Source organism: Ectobacillus polymachus (genome assembly GCF_048159605.1).
Lineage (GTDB): Bacteria > Bacillota > Bacilli > Bacillales > Bacillaceae_G > Ectobacillus > Ectobacillus polymachus.
Map to the genome: position 1 here is coordinate 1,586,595 of NZ_JBLREB010000001.1, position 24,987 is coordinate 1,611,581.

The 24,987-nt window shown below is 37.2% G+C and carries 30 protein-coding genes; 6 read left to right on the plus strand and 24 right to left on the minus strand.

Going from position 1 to position 24,987, the window contains the following annotated elements; translation table 11 throughout:
- Positions 1-255 precede the first annotated feature (255 nt).
- The 16 genes from ACM5BR_RS08125 to ACM5BR_RS08200 form a co-directional block, all read right to left on the minus strand.
- Positions 256-648, minus strand: a complete 393-nt coding sequence (locus tag ACM5BR_RS08125; protein ID WP_416827174.1) for an Asp23/Gls24 family envelope stress response protein — start codon at positions 646-648, stop codon at positions 256-258.
- A 23-nt stretch (positions 649-671) separates the two neighbouring features.
- The gene (gene accC, locus ACM5BR_RS08130) at positions 672-2,024 is read right to left on the minus strand and encodes an acetyl-CoA carboxylase biotin carboxylase subunit (protein ID WP_416827175.1); all 1,353 of its coding nucleotides are present in this window, start codon (positions 2,022-2,024) and stop codon (positions 672-674) included.
- Between the two features lie 50 nt (positions 2,025-2,074).
- Positions 2,075-2,575 (minus strand): acetyl-CoA carboxylase biotin carboxyl carrier protein, encoded by a 501-nt coding sequence (gene accB / locus ACM5BR_RS08135; protein WP_416827176.1) that lies wholly within the window; start codon positions 2,573-2,575, stop codon positions 2,075-2,077.
- A gap of 389 nt (positions 2,576-2,964) precedes the next feature.
- A complete protein-coding gene (locus ACM5BR_RS08140; RefSeq protein WP_416827177.1) occupies positions 2,965-3,507 on the minus strand; it encodes a SpoIIIAH-like family protein in 543 nt (180 codons plus the stop codon).
- 13 nt (positions 3,508-3,520) lie between these two features.
- Positions 3,521-4,159: a stage III sporulation protein AG gene (gene spoIIIAG / locus ACM5BR_RS08145; RefSeq protein ID WP_416827178.1), complete on the minus strand. Its 639-nt coding sequence runs from the start codon at positions 4,157-4,159 to the stop codon at positions 3,521-3,523.
- Positions 4,146-4,772, minus strand: coding sequence for a stage III sporulation protein AF (spoIIIAF, locus tag ACM5BR_RS08150; RefSeq protein WP_416827179.1), 627 nt, complete (start codon positions 4,770-4,772; stop codon positions 4,146-4,148). Before spoIIIAF ends, spoIIIAG begins: the two co-directional genes overlap by 14 nt.
- 11 nt (positions 4,773-4,783) lie before the next feature.
- Positions 4,784-5,959, minus strand: a complete 1,176-nt coding sequence (gene spoIIIAE / locus ACM5BR_RS08155; RefSeq protein ID WP_416827180.1) for a stage III sporulation protein AE — start codon at positions 5,957-5,959, stop codon at positions 4,784-4,786.
- Positions 5,960-5,975: 16 nt separating this feature from the next.
- The gene (gene spoIIIAD, locus ACM5BR_RS08160) at positions 5,976-6,371 is read right to left on the minus strand and encodes a stage III sporulation protein AD (protein ID WP_416827872.1); all 396 of its coding nucleotides are present in this window, start codon (positions 6,369-6,371) and stop codon (positions 5,976-5,978) included.
- 9 nt (positions 6,372-6,380) lie between these two features.
- Complete coding sequence (gene spoIIIAC / locus ACM5BR_RS08165; RefSeq protein ID WP_416827181.1) at positions 6,381-6,584, minus strand: stage III sporulation protein AC; 204 nt, start codon at positions 6,582-6,584, stop codon at positions 6,381-6,383.
- 13 nt (positions 6,585-6,597) lie between these two features.
- Positions 6,598-7,110 carry a stage III sporulation protein SpoIIIAB gene (gene spoIIIAB / locus ACM5BR_RS08170; protein WP_416827182.1) on the minus strand — a complete coding sequence of 171 codons (513 nt, stop codon included), beginning with the start codon at positions 7,108-7,110 and terminating at the stop codon, positions 6,598-6,600.
- A complete protein-coding gene (gene spoIIIAA, locus ACM5BR_RS08175) occupies positions 7,107-8,018 on the minus strand; it encodes a stage III sporulation protein AA (RefSeq protein WP_416827183.1) in 912 nt (303 codons plus the stop codon). The genes spoIIIAB and spoIIIAA overlap by 4 nt, the downstream gene beginning before the upstream one ends.
- Before the next feature lie 13 nt (positions 8,019-8,031).
- Positions 8,032-8,292, minus strand: a complete 261-nt coding sequence (locus tag ACM5BR_RS08180; protein ID WP_416827184.1) for a YqhV family protein — start codon at positions 8,290-8,292, stop codon at positions 8,032-8,034.
- 259 nt (positions 8,293-8,551) lie between these two features.
- Positions 8,552-9,109 carry an elongation factor P gene (efp, locus tag ACM5BR_RS08185; protein WP_416827185.1) on the minus strand — a complete coding sequence of 186 codons (558 nt, stop codon included), beginning with the start codon at positions 9,107-9,109 and terminating at the stop codon, positions 8,552-8,554.
- Positions 9,110-9,126: 17 nt separating this feature from the next.
- Complete coding sequence (pepQ, locus tag ACM5BR_RS08190; RefSeq protein ID WP_416827186.1) at positions 9,127-10,188, minus strand: Xaa-Pro dipeptidase; 1,062 nt, start codon at positions 10,186-10,188, stop codon at positions 9,127-9,129.
- Between the two features lie 2 nt (positions 10,189-10,190).
- Positions 10,191-10,631: a type II 3-dehydroquinate dehydratase gene (gene aroQ, locus ACM5BR_RS08195; protein ID WP_416827187.1), complete on the minus strand. Its 441-nt coding sequence runs from the start codon at positions 10,629-10,631 to the stop codon at positions 10,191-10,193.
- A gap of 50 nt (positions 10,632-10,681) precedes the next feature.
- The gene (locus ACM5BR_RS08200) at positions 10,682-11,185 is read right to left on the minus strand and encodes a YqhR family membrane protein (protein ID WP_416827188.1); all 504 of its coding nucleotides are present in this window, start codon (positions 11,183-11,185) and stop codon (positions 10,682-10,684) included.
- Between the two features lie 298 nt (positions 11,186-11,483).
- Here ACM5BR_RS08200 and ACM5BR_RS08205 point away from each other — a divergent pair, with 298 nt between their 5' ends.
- On the plus strand, positions 11,484-12,404 hold the full coding sequence (locus tag ACM5BR_RS08205) for a DUF1385 domain-containing protein (protein WP_416827189.1): 921 nt from the start codon (positions 11,484-11,486) through the stop codon (positions 12,402-12,404).
- A gap of 104 nt (positions 12,405-12,508) precedes the next feature.
- On the plus strand, positions 12,509-12,892 hold the full coding sequence (locus ACM5BR_RS08210) for an SA1362 family protein (RefSeq protein ID WP_416827190.1): 384 nt from the start codon (positions 12,509-12,511) through the stop codon (positions 12,890-12,892).
- Positions 12,893-12,940: 48 nt separating this feature from the next.
- Here ACM5BR_RS08210 and mntR read toward each other — a convergent pair whose 3' ends face one another.
- Positions 12,941-13,366 (minus strand): transcriptional regulator MntR, encoded by a 426-nt coding sequence (gene mntR, locus ACM5BR_RS08215; protein WP_416827191.1) that lies wholly within the window; start codon positions 13,364-13,366, stop codon positions 12,941-12,943.
- Between the two features lie 372 nt (positions 13,367-13,738).
- Here mntR and ACM5BR_RS08220 point away from each other — a divergent pair, with 372 nt between their 5' ends.
- A complete protein-coding gene (locus tag ACM5BR_RS08220; RefSeq protein WP_416827192.1) occupies positions 13,739-14,569 on the plus strand; it encodes a hypothetical protein in 831 nt (276 codons plus the stop codon).
- A 77-nt stretch (positions 14,570-14,646) separates the two neighbouring features.
- On the opposite strand, the gene ACM5BR_RS08225 is transcribed toward ACM5BR_RS08220, so the two are convergent.
- Positions 14,647-15,483 carry a lipoate--protein ligase family protein gene (locus ACM5BR_RS08225; RefSeq protein WP_416827193.1) on the minus strand — a complete coding sequence of 279 codons (837 nt, stop codon included), beginning with the start codon at positions 15,481-15,483 and terminating at the stop codon, positions 14,647-14,649.
- Positions 15,484-15,625: 142 nt separating this feature from the next.
- Here ACM5BR_RS08225 and ACM5BR_RS08230 point away from each other — a divergent pair, with 142 nt between their 5' ends.
- Positions 15,626-16,006, plus strand: a complete 381-nt coding sequence (locus ACM5BR_RS08230; protein ID WP_416827194.1) for a rhodanese-like domain-containing protein — start codon at positions 15,626-15,628, stop codon at positions 16,004-16,006.
- Between the two features lie 99 nt (positions 16,007-16,105).
- Here ACM5BR_RS08230 and ACM5BR_RS08235 read toward each other — a convergent pair whose 3' ends face one another.
- From ACM5BR_RS08235 to gcvT, 6 genes are all read right to left on the minus strand, one after another.
- Positions 16,106-16,879 (minus strand): Cof-type HAD-IIB family hydrolase, encoded by a 774-nt coding sequence (locus ACM5BR_RS08235; protein WP_416827195.1) that lies wholly within the window; start codon positions 16,877-16,879, stop codon positions 16,106-16,108.
- A gap of 149 nt (positions 16,880-17,028) precedes the next feature.
- Positions 17,029-17,601, minus strand: a complete 573-nt coding sequence (locus ACM5BR_RS08240; protein WP_416827196.1) for a GNAT family N-acetyltransferase — start codon at positions 17,599-17,601, stop codon at positions 17,029-17,031.
- Positions 17,602-17,843: 242 nt separating this feature from the next.
- Entirely contained in the window at positions 17,844-18,035 is a 192-nt protein-coding gene (locus ACM5BR_RS08245; RefSeq protein WP_416827197.1) for a hypothetical protein, read from the minus strand.
- Positions 18,036-18,327: 292 nt separating this feature from the next.
- Positions 18,328-19,803, minus strand: coding sequence for an aminomethyl-transferring glycine dehydrogenase subunit GcvPB (gene gcvPB / locus ACM5BR_RS08250; protein ID WP_416827198.1), 1,476 nt, complete (start codon positions 19,801-19,803; stop codon positions 18,328-18,330).
- Positions 19,800-21,143 (minus strand): aminomethyl-transferring glycine dehydrogenase subunit GcvPA, encoded by a 1,344-nt coding sequence (gene gcvPA / locus ACM5BR_RS08255; protein ID WP_416827199.1) that lies wholly within the window; start codon positions 21,141-21,143, stop codon positions 19,800-19,802. Before gcvPA ends, gcvPB begins: the two co-directional genes overlap by 4 nt.
- Before the next feature lie 16 nt (positions 21,144-21,159).
- The gene (gcvT, locus tag ACM5BR_RS08260; protein WP_416827200.1) at positions 21,160-22,257 is read right to left on the minus strand and encodes a glycine cleavage system aminomethyltransferase GcvT; all 1,098 of its coding nucleotides are present in this window, start codon (positions 22,255-22,257) and stop codon (positions 21,160-21,162) included.
- Between the two features lie 235 nt (positions 22,258-22,492).
- Here gcvT and ACM5BR_RS08265 point away from each other — a divergent pair, with 235 nt between their 5' ends.
- On the plus strand, positions 22,493-24,154 hold the full coding sequence (locus tag ACM5BR_RS08265; RefSeq protein ID WP_416827201.1) for a DEAD/DEAH box helicase: 1,662 nt from the start codon (positions 22,493-22,495) through the stop codon (positions 24,152-24,154).
- Positions 24,141-24,932, plus strand: a complete 792-nt coding sequence (locus ACM5BR_RS08270; protein WP_416827202.1) for a YqhG family protein — start codon at positions 24,141-24,143, stop codon at positions 24,930-24,932. The genes ACM5BR_RS08265 and ACM5BR_RS08270 overlap by 14 nt, the downstream gene beginning before the upstream one ends.
- The last annotated feature ends 55 nt before the right edge of the window (positions 24,933-24,987 follow it).

Consider the following 24,987-nt stretch of genomic DNA (forward strand, 5'->3'; position numbering starts at 1 on the left):
TGATAATATCATATTTCACATGTTTATACACACATTCTTCAAGAAGAATAGCTGAAAAGTTAACTTATGATTATGTATTACCAAAGAATGTACGGATTTATACCATATTAACAGGTAGTAAGCTCCTTACTTATAAGCCATTAAAGAAATCAAAAAAGGCTTACTTAACCAGATATTCACTTTATTGCTATAGTTTTTACAAAAAAAGGACCGAATACAGCGTGCTGTATACCGGTCCTTCTTTAGCTTCACATGTTATAGTGATTCTACTTCTGGTTTTGGTGTATCGAATGTTACACCTACAACATGAACATTTACTTCTTTTAATTCTAAACCTGTCATTGTTAAAAGCGCTTGACGAACATTGTCTTGAATCTTTTGGGCCACCAATGGAATGCTAACACCAAAATTCATAACCACGAAAATATCTACGATAATTCCATCATCCGTAAGTTCTACCTTTACGCCTTTACCATGATTTTTTTTGCCTAGTTTTTCAACTACACCTGCAGCGAAGTTACCACGCATTGCAGCTACACCTTCTACTTCAGTAGAAGCAATACCAGCAATTACCTCAATGACTTCAGGTGCAATTTCCACCTTACCTAGGCTGGATTCTTGTCCCATATTAATCACATTTTCAGACATACGCAAAACCTCCCTTATCCTTATTATTGCGTAACTAGATCATGTGTTTCAAGGAATTTCGTATTAAATTCACCTTTTACGAAATCAGGGTTGTTTAAAAGCTGTAAATGGAAAGGAATAGTCGTATGTACTCCTTCAATTACAAATTCACTTAACGCACGCTTCATTTTTGCGATTGCTTCCTCACGTGTTTTTCCATGTACGATAAGCTTTGCAACCATTGAATCGTAGAAAGGAGGAATAGAATATCCTGGATATACTGCTGAATCAATGCGAACACCATTACCACCTGGTGCAAGGTACATAGATACTTTACCTGGAGATGGCATGAAATTTTTAGCAGGGTTTTCTGCGTTAATACGGCATTCCATTGCCCAACCATTAAATTGTACTTGGTCTTGAGTAATAGAAAGTTTTTCTCCAGATGCTACTCGGAGCATCTCTTTAATTAAGTCAACGCCCGTTACATATTCTGTAACTGGGTGTTCTACTTGAATTCTAGTGTTCATTTCCATGAAATAGAACTTCTTCTCTTTGTATTCATAAATAAATTCAATTGTACCTGCACCTGTATAGTTAACAGCTTGGGCTGCTTTTACAGCTGCAGCTCCCATTTTTTGGCGAACTTCATCATCAATAGCTGGTGATGGAGATTCTTCAAGAAGCTTTTGCAGACGTCTTTGAATAGAACAGTCACGTTCTCCAAGGTGAATTACATTTCCATGTGTATCGGCCATAACTTGTATTTCTACATGGCGGAAATCCTCAATATATTTTTCAATATATACACCTGGGTTACCAAAAGCTGTGCTTGCTTCTCGTTGCGTAATTTGAATTCCTTTCACAAGCTCTTCTTCCGTACGAGCTACACGAATTCCTTTTCCGCCTCCGCCAGCAGTTGCTTTAATAATAACTGGATATCCCATTTCATTAGCAAGTTCTACCGCTTCTTCTGTGCTGTTAATAATACCTTGTGACCCTGGAACAATTGGAACACCAGCAGCTCTCATTGTTTCACGAGCTACGTCCTTTGTTCCCATCTTATTAATTGCTTCTGGACTAGGTCCAATCCAAGAAATATTGCATTCTCCACATAGCTCTGCAAAATCAGCATTTTCAGCTAAAAATCCATATCCAGGATGGAGTGCATCACAACCTGTTAATTTTGCAACACTTACAATATTCGTCATATTTAAATAGCTATCTTTTGAAGGGGTTGGACCTACGCAATACGCTTCATCGGCAATTTGTACATGAAGGGCATCGTGGTCAGCCTCAGAGTAGATCGCAACTGTTTCAATATTTAATTCTTTACAAGCCCGAATGATTCTCACTGCAATTTCGCCACGATTAGCAATTAACACTTTTTTAATCATACGACATCCTCCTTATGCTTTATTTAGAATCCTGTAAACGAATATTCTCGTTATGGGCGCACAAGGAACAATGGTTGTCCATACTCTACAAGTTGACCATTTTTCACTAAAATTTCTACGATTTCACCACTAACTTCTGCTTCAATTTCATTGAATAATTTCATTGCTTCAACGATACAAACTACTGAATCATCACTAACACGGTCTCCAACTTTCACATATGCTGGTGTTTCAGGTGATGGAGCTGAATAGAAAGTTCCTACCATTGGTGATGTAATTTTGAGTAAAGTTTCGTCTTCTGCTACCTTAGCTGTTTCTTTAACTTCTGCTTGTACTTCTGGTGCTGCTACTGCTACTGGAGCAGGCGCTGCAACTACTTTAGGTTCTGAAACAACACGAGTTTCTACTACTGGTGCAGCTTCGTATGTAACAACATTATTATTTTGTTTTTTCAACTTAATTGTTGAACCATCTGCTTTGTACTCGAATTCATCAATATTTGAGCTATCAATTAATTTAATAAGCTCACGAACCTCTTGAATTTTGAACATAATCCCATCCACTCCCATAAACTATTGTATACCTTTTCATATTACGACAAATTTTTTATAAATTCCAACTATTTTTCAATACGCTGATATAATTTATTTTAGAATAAGAAAAGAATGAATCCTAAGTAATCATAACAATTTCATTGTAAAATTGGCAAGACCACTTTGTGAATATTTTTTTAAAAAAATAAAATAAATATTGATTAATTATCATCTTCTTGAAAAATAAAGAATTTTACAAATTTTGAAAACTAAAAAAAACAATCTTTGTATAACTAATATGAGTTCCAGTACATGCGTTTTAGTATAGCATATTCGCTAGGAAATCATTCTTATTTTTCAAAAAAATACCTATTTTTTCAAAATAAAAACTGCCTTTTCGGCAGCTTTTATTTTACAGGATCAAACTTTACGGCTACATTTTTCGGTCCTATTTCTCCCTTTACGAGCTGAATGATTTTATTTGCATCTTTCGAGGATTGCTGCGGAGCTATTACTGTAATGCGAACATCATTTCCGTCTGCCCTTACAAGCGCATCCTTGTATCCTTCTGATTTAATGAGTGTTTCAATAAGTACCTCTTTTGTTGCTACATCATTTAATTGTTGCAATTGATCCATTGCTTTGCTCTTATCATCAGCCGATGCCGAAGCGGATGTCATTACCTCTTGAAGTTGTTCCTTTGCTATGTTACGTTTGTCCTCTAATTCTAAACGGAGCTGCGCAAATTGTTCATCACCAGACAACTTTGTAGTCTGATTCATCTGATTCGTTTTGGTTCCATCTCCACCCGTCTTATCCTTTGCCTTTTGATCAACAGGACTCGTTACGACATTAGAATTGTGGCTGTCAGGAGTTGTTACATAGTAAACAGAAAGCACAATTACTAAACTCAACATCGTTAATAACCAAACTGTTTGTTTCTTTAACACTTCTATTCCTCCTTTAGCTTTTTTTGGCTAAAATAGAAACACGATGACTTGGGACACCGAGTAGCCTTGTAACTGCATCTAGTATATTTTTTTTAACCTCGATGTTATCTGCTCCTTTAGCCGTTACGATTACGCCGCGGACTTGAGGCTTATCAACTCTGGTGACAACAGGAACCTCTTTATCACCATTCCGTACAATTACAACTTTGCTATCTGTGGATTGATCATCTACAATGCGTTTACCACCATCGCGATCCGTTTCTTCTGTTTTTTGGTTGTGTGTTACATTGTCTCTTTCAAGCACATTTGTTTCAGAAGAGGCAAGATTAACTACGACTGTTACATCACTCACACCATTAATACCTTCCAATGCATTTTTAAGCTGGTCTTCAAAGTTTTTTTCCTCTTTTTCAATTTGTGGTAAACTCGAATTATTTTGTGAAAATGCCCGTACATCTCCTGGCTCATTACTACTCTGTTTTTGAGTAGGGATTGTTTGTTTGCTTTGAAACAAATTACTTGAAAACATAAGCACAATACCGAGTGCCAACAATAGTAAGATAAGCTTAGGATTTAATCTTTTTTTTGTGTTATCTCCATCATCAATACCTTGAAATAGCCTTTGAAACCAATTTGATTTATTGTCGTTCATACGTTTTTCCTGCCCTCCCTTCACCGAGTTTAATTATGCTTTCATCAATCTGCCACACTGTAGAAAGGAATTGCTGGACCTGAGATGTCATTTGTTTATCAGCTGGAGGTTCTGACGATGCAATATCCACCTTTTTCACAGCCTCAATAGTTGCAGGCTGCCTTCCATCAACCTTTGCAAGAGTCACCGTCACAGCTTCGATGTCTTTTTGTGAAGTTACCTCCTGCTTGTCTTTTGCTATAGCAATGTCCAGATGGACGATTTGCATCCCATAATCACTTTCTAGCTTTTTCGAAACTTCGTTTTTCATCTGGACAGCCATCTGTTCTAAAATATATGCACGTTGCATGGCTTGTATTTCTTTTTTCTTTGCAGCAATGTTATTTTCTACTTTCTTATCATCAATGCCCTTCTCATAGAAACTTGAAATAGCTTTCGTAACATCAGTTTGTAAAAGTGTAAAAAAAGGAGTTAAAATAAGCACAATGAGAAGTAAACTAACGACTAATTTTACATATTTTTGCATGTTTGAATTTGGAATGAGTAAATGAATCATCGTCGCAAAAAGAAGGAAGACTACAATACTTCGAACCCAATCTGTAATATATTGCATATACTTCCCTCCTATCTCATCATTAAAGTGACATTCCCAGCAGCAATTACAATCGTAATACTTAGAAAAAACATGAGCGAAACAATTGCTAAACATGCAAAAACATAAATAATGCTTTTTCCAATCGTATCTATGCATTGAATAATTGCATTGCTCCCTATCGGCTGTAAGCTAGCAGCAGCAAAGCGATAGATGAAGGCAATAGCAAAAATTTTAATAGCAGGAAAGGCGATAATGAGCGCTAGTATGATTGTTCCAGCTATTCCAACCGTATTTTTCAATAAAGCAGAGGCACTCAATACCGTATCTGTTGCTTCAGTAAAAAATCTTCCTACAACCGGAATAAAATTACCTGTTACAAATTTTGCTGTTTTGATAGCCATGCCGTCCGCAATCGCCGTTGCCGTTCCCTGAACAGATAATACCGCCAAAAAAATGGTTAAAAACACACCAATCAGCCAAACACTTACATTCTGTAGAAGTTTAGACAGCTTTGTTACTTTATATTGATCACTCAGCGTACTGACAATACTTAAAATACACGAGAGCATGAGTAGAGGTAATACAATATAGTTCATGAGCATTCCGCTCGTATTCATTAGGAAAACAAGAATGGGGTGAAAAAATGCAACAGACACAACACCGCCTCCGGCTGCAATAAGCGCAAGAAGAATAGGCAGAAAAGCTAAAATGAAGTCAATCATCATTTGAATCGTATCCTTTGCGTAGGTCGTTACTACGTAAAAACTATTAAGTGCAAAAATCATAAGCACCATGTAAATAACCGTATCTGCAACTTTATTACTCGTTTTCTTTTCAAACGAAGATTGCAAAGACTGTAAGAGAGCGCTAAATACCGTTAGCAAGATTAAAGTTCCAAGCAGTTTTCCATTTGCAATCAGCTCATGAAACAAATACTTTGTTAATCCACTAAACCACTCTTGCAGGGAAAATTTCTTTTCACCTTTAATAAATTCCTGAAAGCTTCCTTTCTGACTTTCTGGCAAATAGACTCCATACTTATTAACAAGCTCATCCCAATAGTCTTTAATATCATTTACTCCAAGTTTATCAATCTGCTCATTTACGTTATCATTCACCGTAGTCGAAGCAGCTTGTACAATAAAGGAAGATGCGAAAAAGAAAAGAAAAAATAAGAGAAAATAGGCAATTCTTTTTACTGACATTGTCTCACCACCTTCTTTATTTCGGCATGAAACCAAGCACTGTCTCTATAACAACCGTTAAAATTGGAATTGCCATTGCCAGAATAAGCACTTTTCCTGCCAACTCAATTTTAGATGCAATAGCACTTTGTCCAGCATCCTTTGTCACATGGGATGCAAATTCTGCAATATAGGCAATTCCAATGATTTTTACCAATGTTTCCACATATACGTTGTTTATTTTTGCTTCTTTGGCAATACGAGCTATCATGGCTAGAATCGTTCCGACCTGATCCAGTATAAGAAGAAAGATAACGCTCCCTACAAACACAACGAACATAGATGTAATACTAGATTTTTGCTGATTCAGTAGAGAGGCAATAAAAGTTGCAATTAAGCCCAGCCCAACAATTTGAAAAATCTCGATGGAAATCGCCTCCTTCTATTGAAAGAGAAACACACTTTTTAATTTAGAAAAGAGATCACCAATTAAAAATGCAACGTGAAATAAGATAACTACAAAACCAACAAGAATGACCCAATTCGCAATATCCTCTCGTTTTAATTCTTTTAATACTGTATGGATGAATGCTAAAATGATCCCAATTCCGGCAATTTGAAAGATAAGTCCAACATCGATGGACATGAGCCGTTCCCTCCTACAACAATAAAATGACGATGAGTAAGCCTGTCAAAACACCTAGGCTCTTCATCATTTTTTCATAACGTAGCTGTACATCTTTCGCTTCAATCTCCTCTCGTTCGAGATGTGAAATACATAGCCTAATATGCTTTTGTTGAGATTCACGATCATGTTGTCCAAGTGTTTCACCGAATTGCTGTAAAATCTCATATTCAACTTGCTTAAGGGCCATACGCGCCCACACATTTTCTAAGCTTTCATTCCAAGCAACTCGAACGGTTTTATCGGCTTGTAACCTGCTATGAAAGCTTTCAAATAACCTAGATAAAGGAGGCGGCATTTGTTTGGAAAGCCTAAGGGATGCTTCATGGAGAGGCGTATGACCATACATAATTTCCGCTTCTAACGATTGAAGGGCTGTTTTTATTAACCGGATTTGTCTCGGCCTTTCACGTACTTGCTTTGCCATTTGAAAACCAATCCACGTCGTCGCCGCAACGATTAGAATCGCACCGATTATTTTAATCATGTATTCTTCACTCTCGCTTTAATAACGGATTGACCATGTCTATCTTTAATTGCCTGAATCGTACCAGGTCCTTTTTTACGAGAAAGTTCAATAAATCGTTCAAAAACCCCAACCTCGATCAGTCCACGAAGCGAGGGACGTTTCAATATATCTTCCCAGTCATAACCGTGTGCCGTAACAACGATCGTAACACCAGCGTGAATTGCCTCCATGATTGCTTCACTATCCTCTTGTCTGCCGATTTCATCCACGATTAACACATCCGGACTCATTGATCGAATCATCATCATCATACCTTCCGCCTTTGGACAAGCATCTAGTACATCCACTCGCATGCCAAGATTATGCTGAGGTACTCCTTTCACACACCCTGCAATTTCAGATCTTTCATCTACGATTGCTACTTTACAAGATGCGACTGTATCAGAGCCCATACTCATGCTTCGTGCTACGTCACGAAGCATTGTTGTTTTACCAGTTTGCGGAGGACCAATGATCATTGTATTTAACCAATGACTCCCATACAGATAAGGGAGAAGAGGCTTTGCAACCCCAATTTTTTGCCTTGCAATTCGGATATTGAAAGATGAAACATCACGTATCATCTTGACAGTACCCTTTTCAGTAATGACCTTCCCAGCTAATCCAACCCGGTGTCCTCCTTGCAGGGTAACGTATCCTCTTTTTAACTCCTCCTCCATCGTATAAAGTGAATGTTGGCTCAATTTATTTAGTATAAATATGGCATCCTCTTGGGTAACCGTATATGAATAGAAGCGCGGTTTTCCGCGAACAATGCATTCCATAGGCTTACGTACACGTAGACGAATTTCTTCTATAAAGTTGGTTTCTTCTGTTTGTAGCAAGGACTGCACATCTTTTGGCAATAATTCCATGACTTCTCTCATTTTCTTCTCCCCATTACTTAAAAACTGCAATCAAAATACATGAGATACCCATTACTAAAAAAACAATTTTCAAAAAAGAAAGTTCATTCGCAACACTTATTACCCCTATCGACATCGAAATGATAAGTACAGTTGGGCCAATAAAAGCTAACATACCATTAATTGCAAGTGCTTTTTTCGGATCATTGAAATAAAGCATAAGAAAGGCTGCTAGAATTTCAGCACTCCCTGAAAACATCCGAAGCACTGCCATTATCAGCACCGATTCCTTCAACGTATCACCTTCCCATTTCAAAAAAAGTTACGTTTTGTACAACCTTATGCGTCGGTTGTTCATTTCAGAATAGAATGTTGCGAGGAAAGTTCTAAAATCTCGAATATAAAAAGCTGACTAAAACCTCGAAAAATGAGGCAGTCAGCTTTCTCCATCTTATTATTTATAAAATAAAAAAGACCGTTATATTCAGATTACAATCCGTAATCGAATATAACGGTCTAAACGGGCACCATTCACTCCGTTTTCTATTTAATCATTATGCACGAGATACATACTTACCTTCTGCAGTATTAATCACAAGCATTTCACCTTCATTAATGAAGATTGGTACTTGCACAACAAGTCCTGTTTCAAGTGTTGCTGGTTTCGTAACGTTAGAAGCAGTATCTCCTTTAATACCTGGTTCTGTTTCCATAACCTTTAATTCTACTGTATTCGGAAGCTGTACACCAAGAATTTCTCCTTGGAATGTCATAATGAACACTTCCATATTTTCTTTCAAATATTTTAATTCATATTCAATTTGAGTTGCTGGAAGCTCTAATTGTTCATATGTTTCATTATCCATAAATACATGAGAATCACCCATTGCATACAAATATTGCATGCGACGGTTTTCGATATGAGCCTTCGCAACTTTTTCACCAGCGCGGAACGTTTTTTCTTGAATTCCTCCCGTACGAAGATTACGAAGTTTAGAGCGAACGAATGCAGCACCTTTACCTGGCTTTACGTGTTGGAATTCAATAACTGACCAAATGCCACCATCCACTTCAATTGTTAAACCTGTACGAAAATCATTTACTGAAATCATGAAAAAATCCTCCTGTATTATAAAATAATTAGTTCTTTTGGCGAATGCGTTAAAACTTCATTTGCTTCCTTCGTTACAAGAATATCATCTTCGATACGAACGCCGCCTAAACCTGGAACATAAATACCTGGCTCGCACGTTACAACCATTCCAGGCTCTAACACTGTATCAGAACGGAAAGACAAGGCTGGACCTTCATGAATTTCTAATCCAATTCCATGCCCCGTTGAATGACCATAATTTGGGCCAAATCCTTTTTCTGTTATGTAGTCACGCGTTAATGCATCGGCTTCTTTTCCTGTTAAACCAGCTTTTATTCCGTTTACACCTCGAAGTTGTGCTTCCAAAACAATTTGATAAATATTCTTTAATTCAGGAGAAGGCTCGCCCACTGCAATGGTACGTGTCATATCCGAACAATATCCTTTATAATAAGCACCAAAATCTAATGTAACAAAATCTCCTTTTTCTATCAATTTTTCAGAAGCTACACCATGAGGCAATGCAGAACGTTCACCTGATGCTACGATGGTATGAAAAGAGGATGAAGATGCACCTTGCTTTCTCATAAAGAATTCCAATTCGTTTAATACATCTAATTCTGAAACACCCGGAGTAATAAATGATAAAATATGGGTAAAGGCCGCATCTGCAATTTGTGCTGCATCCTTTAATATCTTAATCTCAGAGTCTGTCTTAATCAAGCGTAACTTTTCTACTATACCAGAAGTTGGTACAAGCTCTGCAGCTACCGCTCCTTCATACAATTTGAATTCACCGTAAGTAAGTGCATCTTGTTCTACAGCCAGCTTTTCGATTCCTAATGCTTTTACTTGAGTTGCTACTTCCTCTGCAATAGCTCCCTTATGCTGAATAATCTCATAGCCTGCTGCTTGTTTTTTTGCTTGTTCTACATAACGAAAATCTGTTATGAAAAGAGCTCGTTCGTTAGAAATTAGTACAACTCCTGCTGTACCAGTAAAATTCGTCATATATGTACGATTAAAACTACTTGTAATAAGCATTCCATCTACATTGCTACTTGTAAATGATGCTCTTAATTTTGTAAGCTTTTCCATTATTACGCCTCCTTTACATTTTCAACAAGGGCACGGAGCGCCATTTTGTATCCATAAAATCCAAACCCTACAATTTGACCTTTGCAAGAAGGGGCTGTTACGGACACGTGACGAAAGGATTCACGTTTATGAACATTAGAAATGTGAACTTCAATAACCGGACGGGTAATACTAGCGATTGCATCGCGAATTGCATAACTATAATGGGTAAACGCACCCGGATTCAGAATAATTCCTTCATATAGTTCTTCAGCTTCATGAAGTTTGTCTATAATAGCACCCTCATGATTGGATTGAAAGCAATGTAATTCAGCACCCAAATCGTTTGCATAACGACAAAGATCTTCCTCAAGAGACTGAAGTGTGTTTGTACCATACACTCCTACTTCACGCACGCCAAGAAGGTTTAAGTTTGGTCCATTGATGAGGAGTAATTTTTTCATTTGTAAGTCCCCTTATATAAAAATGTTCAAAGAATATTTTACCATAGGTGCTACTCGTTTGAATAGTTACGCTCTCTCTTTCGTGAGACCAAATTTTGCATACTTGCTTCAAAAGATACGGAATATGCAATGAACACACCATATATAATAAAAATACAGACTGTTGTCACAATCGTTTCCTTTGGAAATTCCCATACATGTTTGATTACAGGGGAAAACATGCTTACACCAAAAAACAACATACACCACCAAACCATTCCGTACACAATTCCAGGGAGGATACCTTGAAACCGTTTAAATAGGGAACCGAACAAAGCGGCTGTTCCAATTGACAATATACTCATTATACATATTCCAATTAGCTGTCCAATCCATTCCTTCTTCCATTCTCCAAAAGCAAGCGGCAATAAAAAGTAGTTTGGACCAATATCAGTAAAAGAAAAAATATAAAAAAAATACCATACGAATCCCCAAAAAAGACCGCCAAATAATCCTATTTTTACAATTTGTCCTGCAAAAGATTGCTGTATTTCCTTACTCTTCACTTTTTTCACATTGGTTCACCTCACTCTAGTAATATGTCCCTATAGCCAAAAAATCATGATTATGTTTAAAAAAAGAAATCATTGGAAATATAAATAATGTGAAATCCCAAAAAGGAGTTTTCTCACCCTATTACAGGCTTTATCTCCTACTTACTCGTTTCTCTTTAACCTTGAAATGAGAGTCTTACAGTCCTCAAGTATCAGAATAAGCACAATAGAATCTAACATCATTCCAGTAGTTTTCCTTGTCATAATTCGAGTTTTACCTATACAATGAAGGAAAACAAAAATACAGGTTGGTGTTTACATGGCAAAGGAGAATAAACAAATATACGGGGGTCAAGCAGTAGTAGAAGGAGTTATGTTTGGTGGAAGAGAATATACAGTTACAGCTGTTCGAAGAAAAGATAAATCAATCGAATTTTACCGATTAGCACGTCCCCAAAACAAGTGGCTAAAGGTTCTGAAACGTATTCCCTTTTTACGAGGAATTGCCGCAATTATCAATGCAAGTGCAAATGGCGCAAAACACTTAAGTTTTTCGTCCGAACGATATGATGTAGATCCAGCCGAAGAAGAACAACTTGAACAAAAGAAGCAAGAACAATCGAAGCTTACGATGATTCTAGGTGTTGCAACAGTCGGAGTGCTATCATTCCTTTTTGGTAAAATTATTTTTTCGGCTGCACCAGCTATATTAGCAGAACTGACTAGACCTATCTTCACATCTGATGTATCACAAGTCATAATTGAAAGCATCATAAAGCTTATTTTGCTGCTTAGTTATATTTATTTTGTATCGCTTACCCCAATTATTAAGCGTGTATTTCAATATCATGGGGCCGAGCACAAGGTTATCAACGCATATGAAAGTAATCTTCCTCTTACCGTTGAAAATGTTCAAAAGCAATCACGTCTTCATTATCGGTGTGGAAGCAGCTTTATTCTATTCACAGTTATTATTGGAATGTTTGTTTATTTGCTCGTACCAACTGAACCACTTTGGTCACGCGTATTAAATCGGATTTTATTAATACCTGTTGTCTTAGGAATTTCATTCGAAGTGCTACAATTCACGAATTCACTCCGAAATATACCCGTTTTGAAATTTCTTGGCTATCCAGGACTTTGGCTTCAACTTATTACAACAAAGGAACCTGCTGATGATCAAGTAGAAGTTGCAATTGCTTCATTCGAGGAGCTTCTTCATCTCGAACAGAATGAATAAATGCATTTCTTTACAGATTAAATTCAGAATTTTTATATTTTCTTTTTTCATCACACACTAACATCACTTTTTTAGCAGTATAATAACAGTAGGAGGTGTATGCAATGAAAGGCCGTTCGTTTCCCAAAGTCCTGTTTTTCTGTATCGTAGGGCTTGCGGTATTTCAGCTTGTAATGACCGCAGTCCAAAATCCTGCGGATTTACTAAAGCAGCTGTTAATTATTGTAATTGTTTTAGGTGCAATATATTTGCTATACAGGCTGATTACTAGCACTGGTGGGGCGAATTCGCGTGCATCTTATAACCGTGCAGTAAAACAGTCTAAACGTAAGTACACAAAACGCAATGTAACTCCGCTTACTAAAAATAAACGAGATAGTAAAACCAACAAGACCAGTTCTTCGATGTTTAAGAAAAAAAGAAAATCCACGCATCTTACCGTTATTGAAGGTAAGAAAGGTAAAAAGAAAGACCGTGCCTCATTTTAGCATGGTCTTTCTTTTTATTCTGTGAAGAAAAAACTACTTTCGGTTTTCTTACTCATGTTCCTCATTTATCTTTCGAACCGTACGAAGTGCCTCTACCCTTGTTTCATCGTCTTCAAAAAATTGAACAAGATCGCCAATACGATCGATTGCTTCCCAACTAAGATGATGCTCAATTCCTTCAACATCATTATAAATCTTACTTTCCTCAACCCCGATAATTCTCATTAGCTGTTCAAGCAATTCATGTCTATAGACAAGACGTTTTCCTATCTTTTTTCCTTTTATTGTCAAAATGAGTCCTCGATATTTTTCATAGACGAGGTATTCATCTTTATCTAATTTTTGAACCATCTTTGTCACAGAGGAAGGATGTACATTTAATGCTTCTGCAATATCCGATACCCGAGCGTACCCTTTCTCTTCAATTAATAAATAAATTTGTTCTATATAGTCTTCCATACTAGGAGTAGGCATTGGTTTCCTCCATCCAAATAATTTCTTCTCTCTTCCCGTTCAAAAACATCTCTTAAAATCATACAACAGAAAGGGCTTAAAAACAAGAAGGGGGAAACAAGTTTACCTAAAGTAAAGGATTTCTTCATTCGAAAATTATTCATACAATTCTTGCCCGAACAGATACTTTAATCTCATAGATATTATCTGTAGAACTTGTTATCACCTACTCATACTAAAAATTCTTAATTTAAATAGTTGACGAATCCTATTTTCTATCGCTATCATATTTCTTTGTGGGCATTTTTTTTAAAGTGAAACTTTCCTTAAGCGAGGAAAGTTCTTTCATGCTCATACTTAAGGGTTAGATTTTTATTTGGGAGGAGAAATGGAATGGCTCTAAAGAAAAAAGCAGAAGTAAAAACAGGGAAAATGGTAAGAGAACTTATGTTAGCTGATAAAGATGTTTCGGCTTCAACAATTATGGTATATAGTAACAATGGATTGAATGAGGAAATTAAAATTGAAGGTCTTCATCCTAAATCTAATGATGAACTATTTCTTAGCGGCAATTTTGATTGGAATGACACGGTAATTTATAAAATTGTTGATTTTTCTGGAAAAGCAGAGGTCGGAAAAGTAACGCTGCTTGATGTAAAGAAAAATAATATTACCTTTCAGATACAGAGAATAATGTGGAGCAAGGATAAACAGACAGAGGAAACAGAGGAAACCAACATTCTCGAAGCTACCGATGAAGAAAATTCCCATGACGAACAAATGGAAGAGAAGCAAAATGTATATGTACTAGACAAGATGAAAGAACTTCAAAATTCACGTCATGTCGTTCCTAGCAAACCAAGCCAATTAAAAACAGAAGACACCATGGTAGATCACAACATAGTAGAACCCACCGTTATAAAACAGAAAGCTCCTGTTTCCAACCAAACAGAGCATCAACAATCTCATCATGTACAGACAAATCAATCGATAAATAGTAAGCTGCAAAATCAATATCAGGCACTGGTATCGCACGCTATTGCGGTATGTCAGGATTACACATTAGGTCTTGATGTTGATGATAGTATGGAAAAATTAAAAGCTGAGCTTGCATTACAAGGAGTATCATTACCGCTTGATTCTGATATTATTGGCGTTGTAAACGGTCTTCGTGAGCTAAAAGAAAAGGGAATGGATTTGCATAAGCTGTTAAGCCTCGTATAAACGAAAAGAAAGCCCAGATAATAGACGACATGAAAAGGAAATCTCTCCTTTACATGTCATTTATCGAGGTTTATTGGTTACTTTTTATAGTTCCATTCATCACTCTCGTATTTATCATGTGCTAAGTTTTCTACCTCTTGAAGCTGCTGTCTGCTTAATTCATAGGGTTCCAAGTTAATATCCAACCCTTTTTCAAATCCAACATTAAAGGCTTGAATTAACTGTTGCATCGTGAATGTAGTATTTGTAATCTCGCGAAGCGCTACTGCTTTCGAAGAAAACATTTGTTTCATTCTATTTTTAATTCGGTCATTAGGAAATATAAATAAATCATACAACGTATCCAAATCAATCTCTAATGGTATAGAGCCATGCTGTAAAATTACGCCTTTTTGACGAGTTTGGGCGCTACCCGCGATTTTTCGTCCTTCCACAACAATTTCATACCAAGAAGAAGCATCAAAGCATACAGAAGAACGAGGGTTCTTTAAATCATCAAGCTCTTTCTGGGTCTGCGGAACTGCAAAATAAGCTTGTAACCCTAATGCTTGAAATCCTTCTAATAAGCCTTGTGAAATGACGCGATACGCTTCCGTAACTGTTTTTGGCATATTCGGATGATCTTCTCGTACGATAACACTATAGGTAAGCTCGCGATCATGCAGTACACTTCTTCCGCCTGTAGGCCGGCGAACAAAACCAAAACCTTTACGGTTCACTTCTTCTATATTGATTTCTTTCTTTACATGCTGAAAATAGCCAATGGACAAAGTAGGAACGTCCCACTCGTAAAATCGTATTGTCGGAGCCATTTTTTGTTCACTTTGCCAATTGAGTAAGCATTCATCAAGTGCCATATTAAATGCTGGAGAGCATGCTCCAGAATAAATGTAATTCCACGTTTCTTTTTTCATCCCGCACCTCAATATAAAATGATTTCTATTACACTATAACAAAACAGACAATATTTGTGAAAAGATAAGCAGACTATATTGCATTACATGATGTGGTCATTATATGATGTAGTATAGAAATACAAAAAGGGGTCGATTCATCGTGTCAGCTAACTTAAGCATACTTATAGGACTTGTCGTTGCGATTATTGCATATTCAATAGGTACCTACTTCTATCAACGTAAAATTGTTAAAACTCTTAAAGAAGAAGAATTTCGTTCTACATATCGCAAAGCGCAAATCATTGACGTACGAGATGACAAGGACTTTCAAGCGGGACATATTCTTGGTGCTAGAAATATTCCGTTAACTCAACTGCAAATGAGATATAAAGAAATTCGAAATGATCAACCGGTTTATTTATATGACCAAAACGGGTATCGTTCAGGGCGTGCTGCACAGATTCTGAAAAAAAAGGGTTATAACCAATTATTTCAACTCCAAGGCGGCTTTAAAGCTTGGACAGGCAAAGTTAAATCCTAATATCATTAAACGAGTAAAAGACCTTCTCAACCAAGCCTAAGAAGGTCTTTTGTCTTGTCCAAACTATCAACAAGAAAACTACAGCAAGAACACTGTTATTTACAGTAAGCCAACTGCTTTCAAGCCATTCCAAATCCCATCATCATCACAGCTATTCGTGACTATATCCGCACATTGCTTCAATTCATCAACTGCATTTCCCATCACAATCCCCGTACCTACATAGGATATCATTTGCATATCATTTCTACCGTCACCAAATGCAAATGTATTTTCTCTTTTGAACCCTGCACGGTTTATAAATTGTTGAATTCCTTTCGCCTTAGAACTCCCTTTCGGAAGAACATCGAGTGCTAAGTTATGCCAACGAACAAATTCAAAGTTAGGAAACGATTTTTCGTAATAGCCCTCATCCGTTTCTTTACAAAATAATAAGCCTTGATAAACCGGATTTTCCTTATAAAAGTTACGATTATGTGGTGGATAGTTCATATGAAAGCTTTGAAAGCTGTCTTCAATATAAGGATGATTCTGTGCTGTCGCATATACATATTCGTGATTATAAAAAGCCATTTCATGACCACGAAGTTCTGCATCCGTTACTAGCTTATCTAACTGCATTGTTTCGATTTCATTTGTATAAATTTCTGCGCCTTCAAAAACAACGTATTGTCCATTGATTGACACATAGGATTCTATGTTAAGTTCTTCACGAATGGGCTCAAACATTGTAGGTGTACGCCCTGTAGCAATCGCAGTATACACTCCTTTCTGTTGCAATTCATGAATCGCATACTTCGTTGATTCCTGTAGCGATTTATTGGAATCTAATAGTGTTCCATCAATATCAAAAAATACAATTTTCTTTTCCATCCTAGTTTCTCCTCTCTTTTAGCCTATCACAAAAAATATGGTATATGATATGCCGCCAGGGAGTCTCTGGCAATTCTAACGCCCGGATGGTCACGCGAATCGCACACAGAGACCTTATGTAAAACATAGTATATGAAACGGGTTTCAGGTCAAGAGATTTCTTCTTTTTTTCTATTTAAGAACGTTCTTTGTAGTAAACCATACATAAGTAAATCATAATATTGTCCTAAATAATATTGATATTCCTGCAGATTCCCTTCTTCTTGAAATCCGAATTTTTCTAATATACGTCTAGATGATATATTTTCCTTTCTTACAGTAGCTCCAATTCGATTGTATCCAAGATGATGAAAGGCATAGGGAATAATTGCTTCTAAAACTTCTGTCATAAGTCCCTTATTCCATTCATTTTGATGCAATTCATAACCAATTTCAGCACGGTGATGCGATTTACTCCAATTATGAAAGCCAATCGTTCCAATTAACCTATGATTTTCTTTTTTTTCAATTCCCCACCGAAGAATAGAACCATTTTTGATGCCCATTTGAATTTGTGAGAGGAACTGCTGTGCTTGCTCTTTTCTTGTAAACGGCTCTAGCCCATAAAATTGCGTTACTTCCGGATCGGAGAAATATTCAAATATTTGTTTCTCATCGGATGGAACGAGTTCTCGTAAATAACAACGCTCTGTTTCCAAAGTAGGAAATTGTGAAAGGATCATACTAACTCCACCTTTATTGTTTTTGTATCCATTTCAACAAATTTTTATTATTTCCTTTTATTAGCTACGATTTTACGTTTTATAACAAGTAGTGGGCTATTACAGGCAGTATTTGTACAGAGGAAAGAAACAGGGAAGTTAGTATCAGCTTCTACCTTTCATATATTGGGTTAACACACCAGAAGGCTAGCATAAGGAACCATACTTATACTAGCCTTCTAGTGATTCACATGATATATGTATTACTTCTCAAAGGGCTTTAGCATTTCCTCTCTCATTCCAAAGCTTACTGCTGCAAATCCTACGTACATGCATACAAGAAGGATTGGATTCACGGTATTATACCAGCTATTATCCACAATTAAATAAACCGTTAAAATTGCAACTAATACAAACGTAAATACAAACATATAAAAACTCAATCCAGATTTCATGTTGTTCTCCTTTCTACGTTACATCTGCCATTCAAAAGTTTATTGTAACGAATGCTCTTCTATGTCTCAAGTTTTCACTACGAAATAATTTTTACAATTGATTAGGCTTTACCTTTACAATATCATCACAATATTTTCCCTCTCCTTTTTGTTCATATTACCACAAAAAATTATTTAGGAAATATTTATTGTTAGAAAGAGATTTGGCACTGCAATATGGGAAAACGAAAAAAGATGAAGATTACATAAGAATTGCTGTTTCTCTTATGCTTTCTTCATCCCTGTCAGTTATTTATTTGGTAGCAATGGTTTCCTTCATATAACGTAAAATAGGTTTACGAGCAGCGGTTGTTTCATCTAGCCGCTTCACTACAGTCGTATGCGGCGCTTCTTGAACAATTTCTGGATTTTCTTCAGCTTCCTTGGCAATTGTGATCATTGCATCGATAAATTCATCTAACGTTTCCTTTGATTCCGTTTCTGTCGGCTCAAACATCATACATTCTTCTACATTTAGCGGGAAATAGATAGTTGGTGGATGATAGCCAAAATCAAGCAACCGTTTCGCAATATCTAACGTACGAACGCCTAGCTTTTTCTGACGCCGTCCAGATATAACAAATTCATGCTTACAATGCTTATCGTATGGTAAATCATAATATGGAGCTAATCGTCTCATCATATAATTTGCATTAATTACAGCATTTTCTGTAACAAGTTTTAATCCGTCAGGACCCATAGAGCGAATGTACGTATAAGCACGTACGTTAATGCCAAAGTTTCCATAGAACGGCTTTACACGACCGAATGCCTGTGGACGATTATAATCAAATCGATAGCCAGCCTCTGTTTTCTCTAAAACCGGTTTCGGTAAATATGGTATCAGTTCTTTTTTCACGCCAACTGGACCAGACCCTGGGCCGCCGCCGCCGTGAGGACCAGTAAATGTTTTATGAAGATTTAAATGCACTACGTCAAAGCCCATATCACCAGGACGAGCTTTACCTAGTACTGCATTCAAATTAGCGCCGTCATAATACACCTTACCACCAGCTTCATGAACAATCTGCGCAATTTCTACAATATGCTCTTCGAATAAACCGAGTGTATTCGGATTTGTTAGCATTAAAGCAGCTGTATCGTCCCCTACCACACGTTTCAAATCCGCTAAATCAACAAGACCTTCTTCATTAGAGTTTACTGTAATGATTTCAAAACCTGCAACAGACGCAGATGCTGGATTTGTACCATGAGCTGAATCGGGAACAATAACCTTTGTCCGTTTATGATCCTGATTTGCCTCGTGAAAAGCACGAATCAGCATTAAACCAGTCCATTCCCCATGAGCTCCTGCTGCCGGCTGCAGTGTTACTTGGTCCATTCCTGTTATTTCTTTTAAGCTTTCTTGCAGATTATACATAAGTTCTAATGCGCCTTGAACTGTATTTTCATCTTGGTAAGGATGAATCTGCGCAAACCCTGTCATACGTGCAACATTTTCATTGATTTTAGGATTGTATTTCATTGTACATGAACCAAGAGGATAAAAACCAGAATCTACCCCGTGATTTCGTCTGGACAATGCTGTATAATGGCGCATAATATCAAGCTCAGATAATTCTGGAAGCTCTGGATCTTCCTTACGAATATACTCATTATCAAAGATAGAATCTAATGCTACTTCTTCTACATCAAGAGCCTGTAAGCTATAACCAACACGGCCATGTTTACTCATTTCAAAAATGAGAGGTTGATCTTGTTGCATCATTTTATTTCCCCCATTTCACTTACAAAAGTATCAATTTCTTCTTTCGTTCGAAGTTCTGTAACAGCGATTAACATATGGTTCGCTAATCCTGGATAGTCTTTGCCTAGGTCATAACCACCAATAATGTTCTTCTTAAGAAGCGCTTCATTGATTTCCTTTACCGGTCGTTTGCATGCAATAACAAACTCATTAAAGAACGGGCCAGCAAATGGAATAGTAAATCCTTTTTGTTCCAGCTGTTTCTTCGCATATTGTGCTTTTGAAATGTTTTGTATGCTCATTTCTCGAACACCCTTTTTCCCTAGCGCCGTCATTGCTACAGAAGCTGCCAGAGCGTTTAATGCTTGATTGCTGCATATATTCGAGGTTGCTTTATCACGGCGTATATGTTGTTCTCTTGCTTGCAAAGTTAGCACAAATCCTCGGCGCCCTTCTGAATCCTTCGTTTGCCCTACTAATCGACCTGGGAGCTTACGCATTAACGCTTTCTTTGTTGCAAAGTATCCACAATGAGGTCCACCAAATTGTGCTGGAATTCCAAATGGCTGTGCATCTCCAACTACGATATCAGCGTCAAATTTCCCCGGAGGCGTTAATGCGCCTAAAGAGAGGGGATTCGCAGAAACGATAAACAATCCTTTATAAGTATGAGCGATGCTTTCGATATCTCCTAACCGTTCAACTTGACCAAAGAAATTCGGATATTGAACGATAACACATGCAACGTCCTCATCCATTTGCATTTCTAGTTGCAAGGTGTTAGTCACACCGCCTACATGCGGAATTTCAACGACTTCCAAACGCTGCGCCTTGGCATATGTTTTTAGTACGTCTCTTGCCTCTGGATGAACGGCTTCTGAAACAAGAACTTTATTCTTTCGTGTATGCCCAGCTGCCATCATAGCTGCCTCAGCAAGCGCAGTTCCACCATCGTACATAGACGAATTTGCAACGTCCATACCCGTTAATTCACAAATCATCGTTTGGAATTCAAAGATAGCTTGTAATTCACCTTGAGATATTTCTGGTTGATAAGGCGTATATGCTGTATAAAATTCAGAACGGGAAAGAACGTGATCTACAATAACAGGAACAAAATGATCGTAGACACCTGCACCAAGAAAGGAAGCATACTCTTTCATATTGACATTCTTTGCTGCAAGATTTGTTAATTCCTTTAGTAGCTCTGGTTCTGAAGCTGCTTTCTTAAGTTTTAAATCTCCTTTAAACTGTACACTCTCCGGAATATCCTGAAATAGTTCTTCAACAGTTTGCACACCTATAGCATGTAGCATTTCCTGTCTATCTTCTTCGGTCATTGGAAGATAACGATGCATCATTGTTTTTCCCCTCCTGTTAATAAGTACGCTTATAAAATGGTGTCGATACTACGACTGCCTTTACTCGTTTCGTACGGATTGCGACTTCCACTTCAGTATGTAGTGCTGCATACTCTGATTGCAAAAGCGCTAGTCCAATATTTTTCTTTAAAGTTGGAGATTGTGTGCCGCTTGTTACCTCACCAATCTTCTCATCCCCTACAAATACTTCATAATGACTTCTTGGAATACCCCGCTCCATCATTTCAATCCCTATAAGTTTACGCGGAGCACCGTTTTCCTTTTGCTCTTTTAAAACCTGCTTGCCATAAAAATCGCTTTCTTTATTTACTTTTACTGCAAAACCCATTCCTGCTTCAATAGGTGTAATATCCTTTGAAAGTTCTTGTCCGTATAATGGTAATTTCGCTTCAAAACGTAGAGTATCACGAGCACCAAGGCCGCATAGCTTAATTCCTTCCTCTTCACCCGCTTGAAGTATCGCTTCCCATAATGCGGTTGCATCTTCACTTTTACAATAAATTTCAAAGCCATCCTCACCGGTATAACCTGTTCGAGAGACTAGTACAAATTTATTTGCTATTTCTACATGATCTAGGAACGTAAATGGCTTTATTTCACTCACATTCACTGTAGTAATTTTTTGTAATATAGGTACTGCAAGCGGCCCTTGCAAAGCAAGCTGTGCAGTAGCATCGGATCTATTTTCAATCACTACGTCACTGATTAAATGTTGATCTAACCATTCATAGTCTTTCTCAATATTTGCAGCATTGACGACGAGTAAATAATCATTCTCACTTTTCTTATAAACTAATAAATCATCCACTGTACCGCCGTCAGGATAGCACATAGGTGTATACTGAATACCGCCATCCTTCAACAATCCAATATCATTCGTCATCATTTGCTGCAAATAATCCAAACTACTAATCCCCCGTACGCTTATCTCTCCCATATGAGATACATCGAACAATCCTGCCATTGTACGAACAGCTTCATGTTCCTCTTTAATACTTGAAAATTGAACAGGCAATTCCCATCCACCAAAATCAATTGTTTTTGCTCCATACTTTGCATATTCAGCAAATAATGGTGTTCGCTTCAATGTCATCCCTCTTCCTCCCTCTTAAGCTGCCATAAACAGCTAAACATTCTTCATAAAACTTAAAAAGATATACGGAATATCGCATTATTATTTTATGAAAGCGTAAATAAAAATAACATTTTCCGGAGAAAATACGAAAGATAGCATATCTTTCACATGATTATCCTACCATTTTTCATTCTATCGTATCAATATTCTTGCAAAAAAATAATTTCTGAATTTTTAAGGAGGAGAAATTGTATTGAACGCTAACATCGTTATGGATGTTTCTTGGCAAGAGGCTTTTTTACAAAGATTAGAGCATGATGGTCCTTGGGCAAGCTGGAAGGCCTATCATCTTGCCTACGAAACGGAAAAACAGCTGTTAATTTCTTCCTTCGAAGGACTCCAAGCACCAACCTATCTGCCCCATCTTACACTTCTGCCTCATCAATTAGAGGCCGCACGAACCGTTTTAGAAGAAATGCACGGAAAAGCTATTCTAGCAGATGAAGTAGGGCTCGGTAAAACCATTGAAGCAGGCTTAATTTTAAAGGAGTATATGATTCGCGGTCTTGTGAAAAAAGTCCTCATTCTCGTCCCGGCCTCACTTGTATCACAGTGGACATTCGAGCTTACAACAAAGTTCTACATTCCGGCAACTGCCTTTCGTAAAAGCTATTCATGGGAGCAAGTTGACGTAATTGTCTCATCTATTGATACGGCAAAGCGTTCCCCGCATCGCGAAATCGTTCTGAACACAGAATATGATCTTATTATTATTGATGAGGCTCATAAATTAAAAAACAACAAAACAAAAAACTATGAATTCGTACAACAATTAAAGAAAAGATTTTGCTTGCTTTTGACCGCTACACCGATTCAAAATCGCATGGACGAAATTTTCAATCTCGTTTCCCTCTTAAAACCTGGTCATTTAGGGAACGAAGAACACTTTGAACAATACTATTCTTCCAAACGAAAAGGAGTAGAAAATGAGGAAGCTCTTCGAAAACTTATAAATATGGTTATGGTGCGAAATCGTCGTAGTGATACGAAAATCGAGTGGCCGAAACGACACGTTCATACAATATTCGTTGACTTGAATGAACAGGAGCGCTCGCTTTACAACTCTATTTTAAACAAACGTGATGCTACCTCCTTCTCTTCACTTACCTTACTTCGTGAAGCGTGCAGCAGCCGGGAAGCTGTATATTTTTCCTTGCAAAAGCTAGTAGAAAAACGAAAAAAAGAGGGTATTCCACCGGATCCTCACATTGATAACATAATAGACTGCATCAACTGCATACCATTCAATTCGAAAGCGCAAAAGGCTCTTGAAATTATAAAAGAAATAAATGATAAGGTGATTATTTTCACAGAATATCGGGCATCACAAATGTATTTACAATGGTTTTTAAAGCAGCATAACATATCATCTGTTCCTTTTCGCGGGGGGTTTAAACGAGGAAAAAAGGATTGGATGCGAGAATTATTTCAACATCATGCCCAAGTTCTCATTGCAACAGAAGCAGGCGGTGAAGGGATTAATCTACAGTTTTGCAATACGATGATTAATTATGACCTACCATGGAATCCAATGCGTCTTGAGCAACGAATCGGACGGATTCATCGACTCGGTCAGCAGCAGGATGTGCATATTTATAATATGGTTACAAAAAATACCGTTGAAGAACATATTATGAAATTACTTTATGACAAAATCCAATTATTTGAACGTGTAATAGGAGAGCTTGATGAAATACTAACAAAAATTGATCTAAAAAATATAGAAGATCACATTCAAGATATATTTACATCCTCAAAAAGCGAAGGAGAAATTCGAATAAAAATGGAGAATTTAGCTTCTATTATAGAATTTTCAAAAGGTAATGAGGGGATGAAAATACATGCTGCAACGTGATATACACAACTATTTGCACGAATTTTTCACATCTAATCATTGTGATATTTTGGAGTCATCTACCTACTGCCTAGATGTTCAGCTTACGATTGAAATGGATAAATTTTTAATGAACAGACCTTTTTATTGGCATTATTTAGAAAAAACAGGTGGAGATCCAAAACCAATGCGTCTCACATTAATCACAGATCAAAAACAAGCACCTGCAGATCATCCAGGTGAAGTTATACACTATGGATCACCTTTTCTCCATCGAGTCTTTCAAGCTGCTCGTGAACTTGGTTCTTTTATTCGTTTGTATGAGATTGTTCAGCCTAAATCAGAGCAGCATATCCCATTGCATCCGTGGCTTTGTATGAATGTAAAAGTTTCCTATCAATGTGACCGAAAAAAAGATACGCTGCACTCAATCGGTCTTCATCTCATTTCTGGAACAATAATATCTGATTTTCATAAGATATTAGAAAAAGTTTCCTTCACTCCAAAAATACCTGATTTTTGCTTTACCTTAAGTCCAATTATTAAACCAAAAAGTGGATTTACTAGGCTTGAAGACGCACTAAAAATGATTATTCAGCAAGAAGATCACACGTGGGCAGACGAAGCACGAAATCGCTGGCAGCATGATTTGCACTTACTACATGAATTTTATAAGGATAGAGACTGTGAAACATACGAAAAAGAAAAACAAGCATTACAAGACCAATACGAACCGAAAATTGTAATGAAAATCATTAATGGCGGCATTTTTTATGTAACGAAGGACAGCATATTCTAATTGAAGGGATTATATGTCCGAGAACAACCGTTATACCAACGTATAACGGTCACCT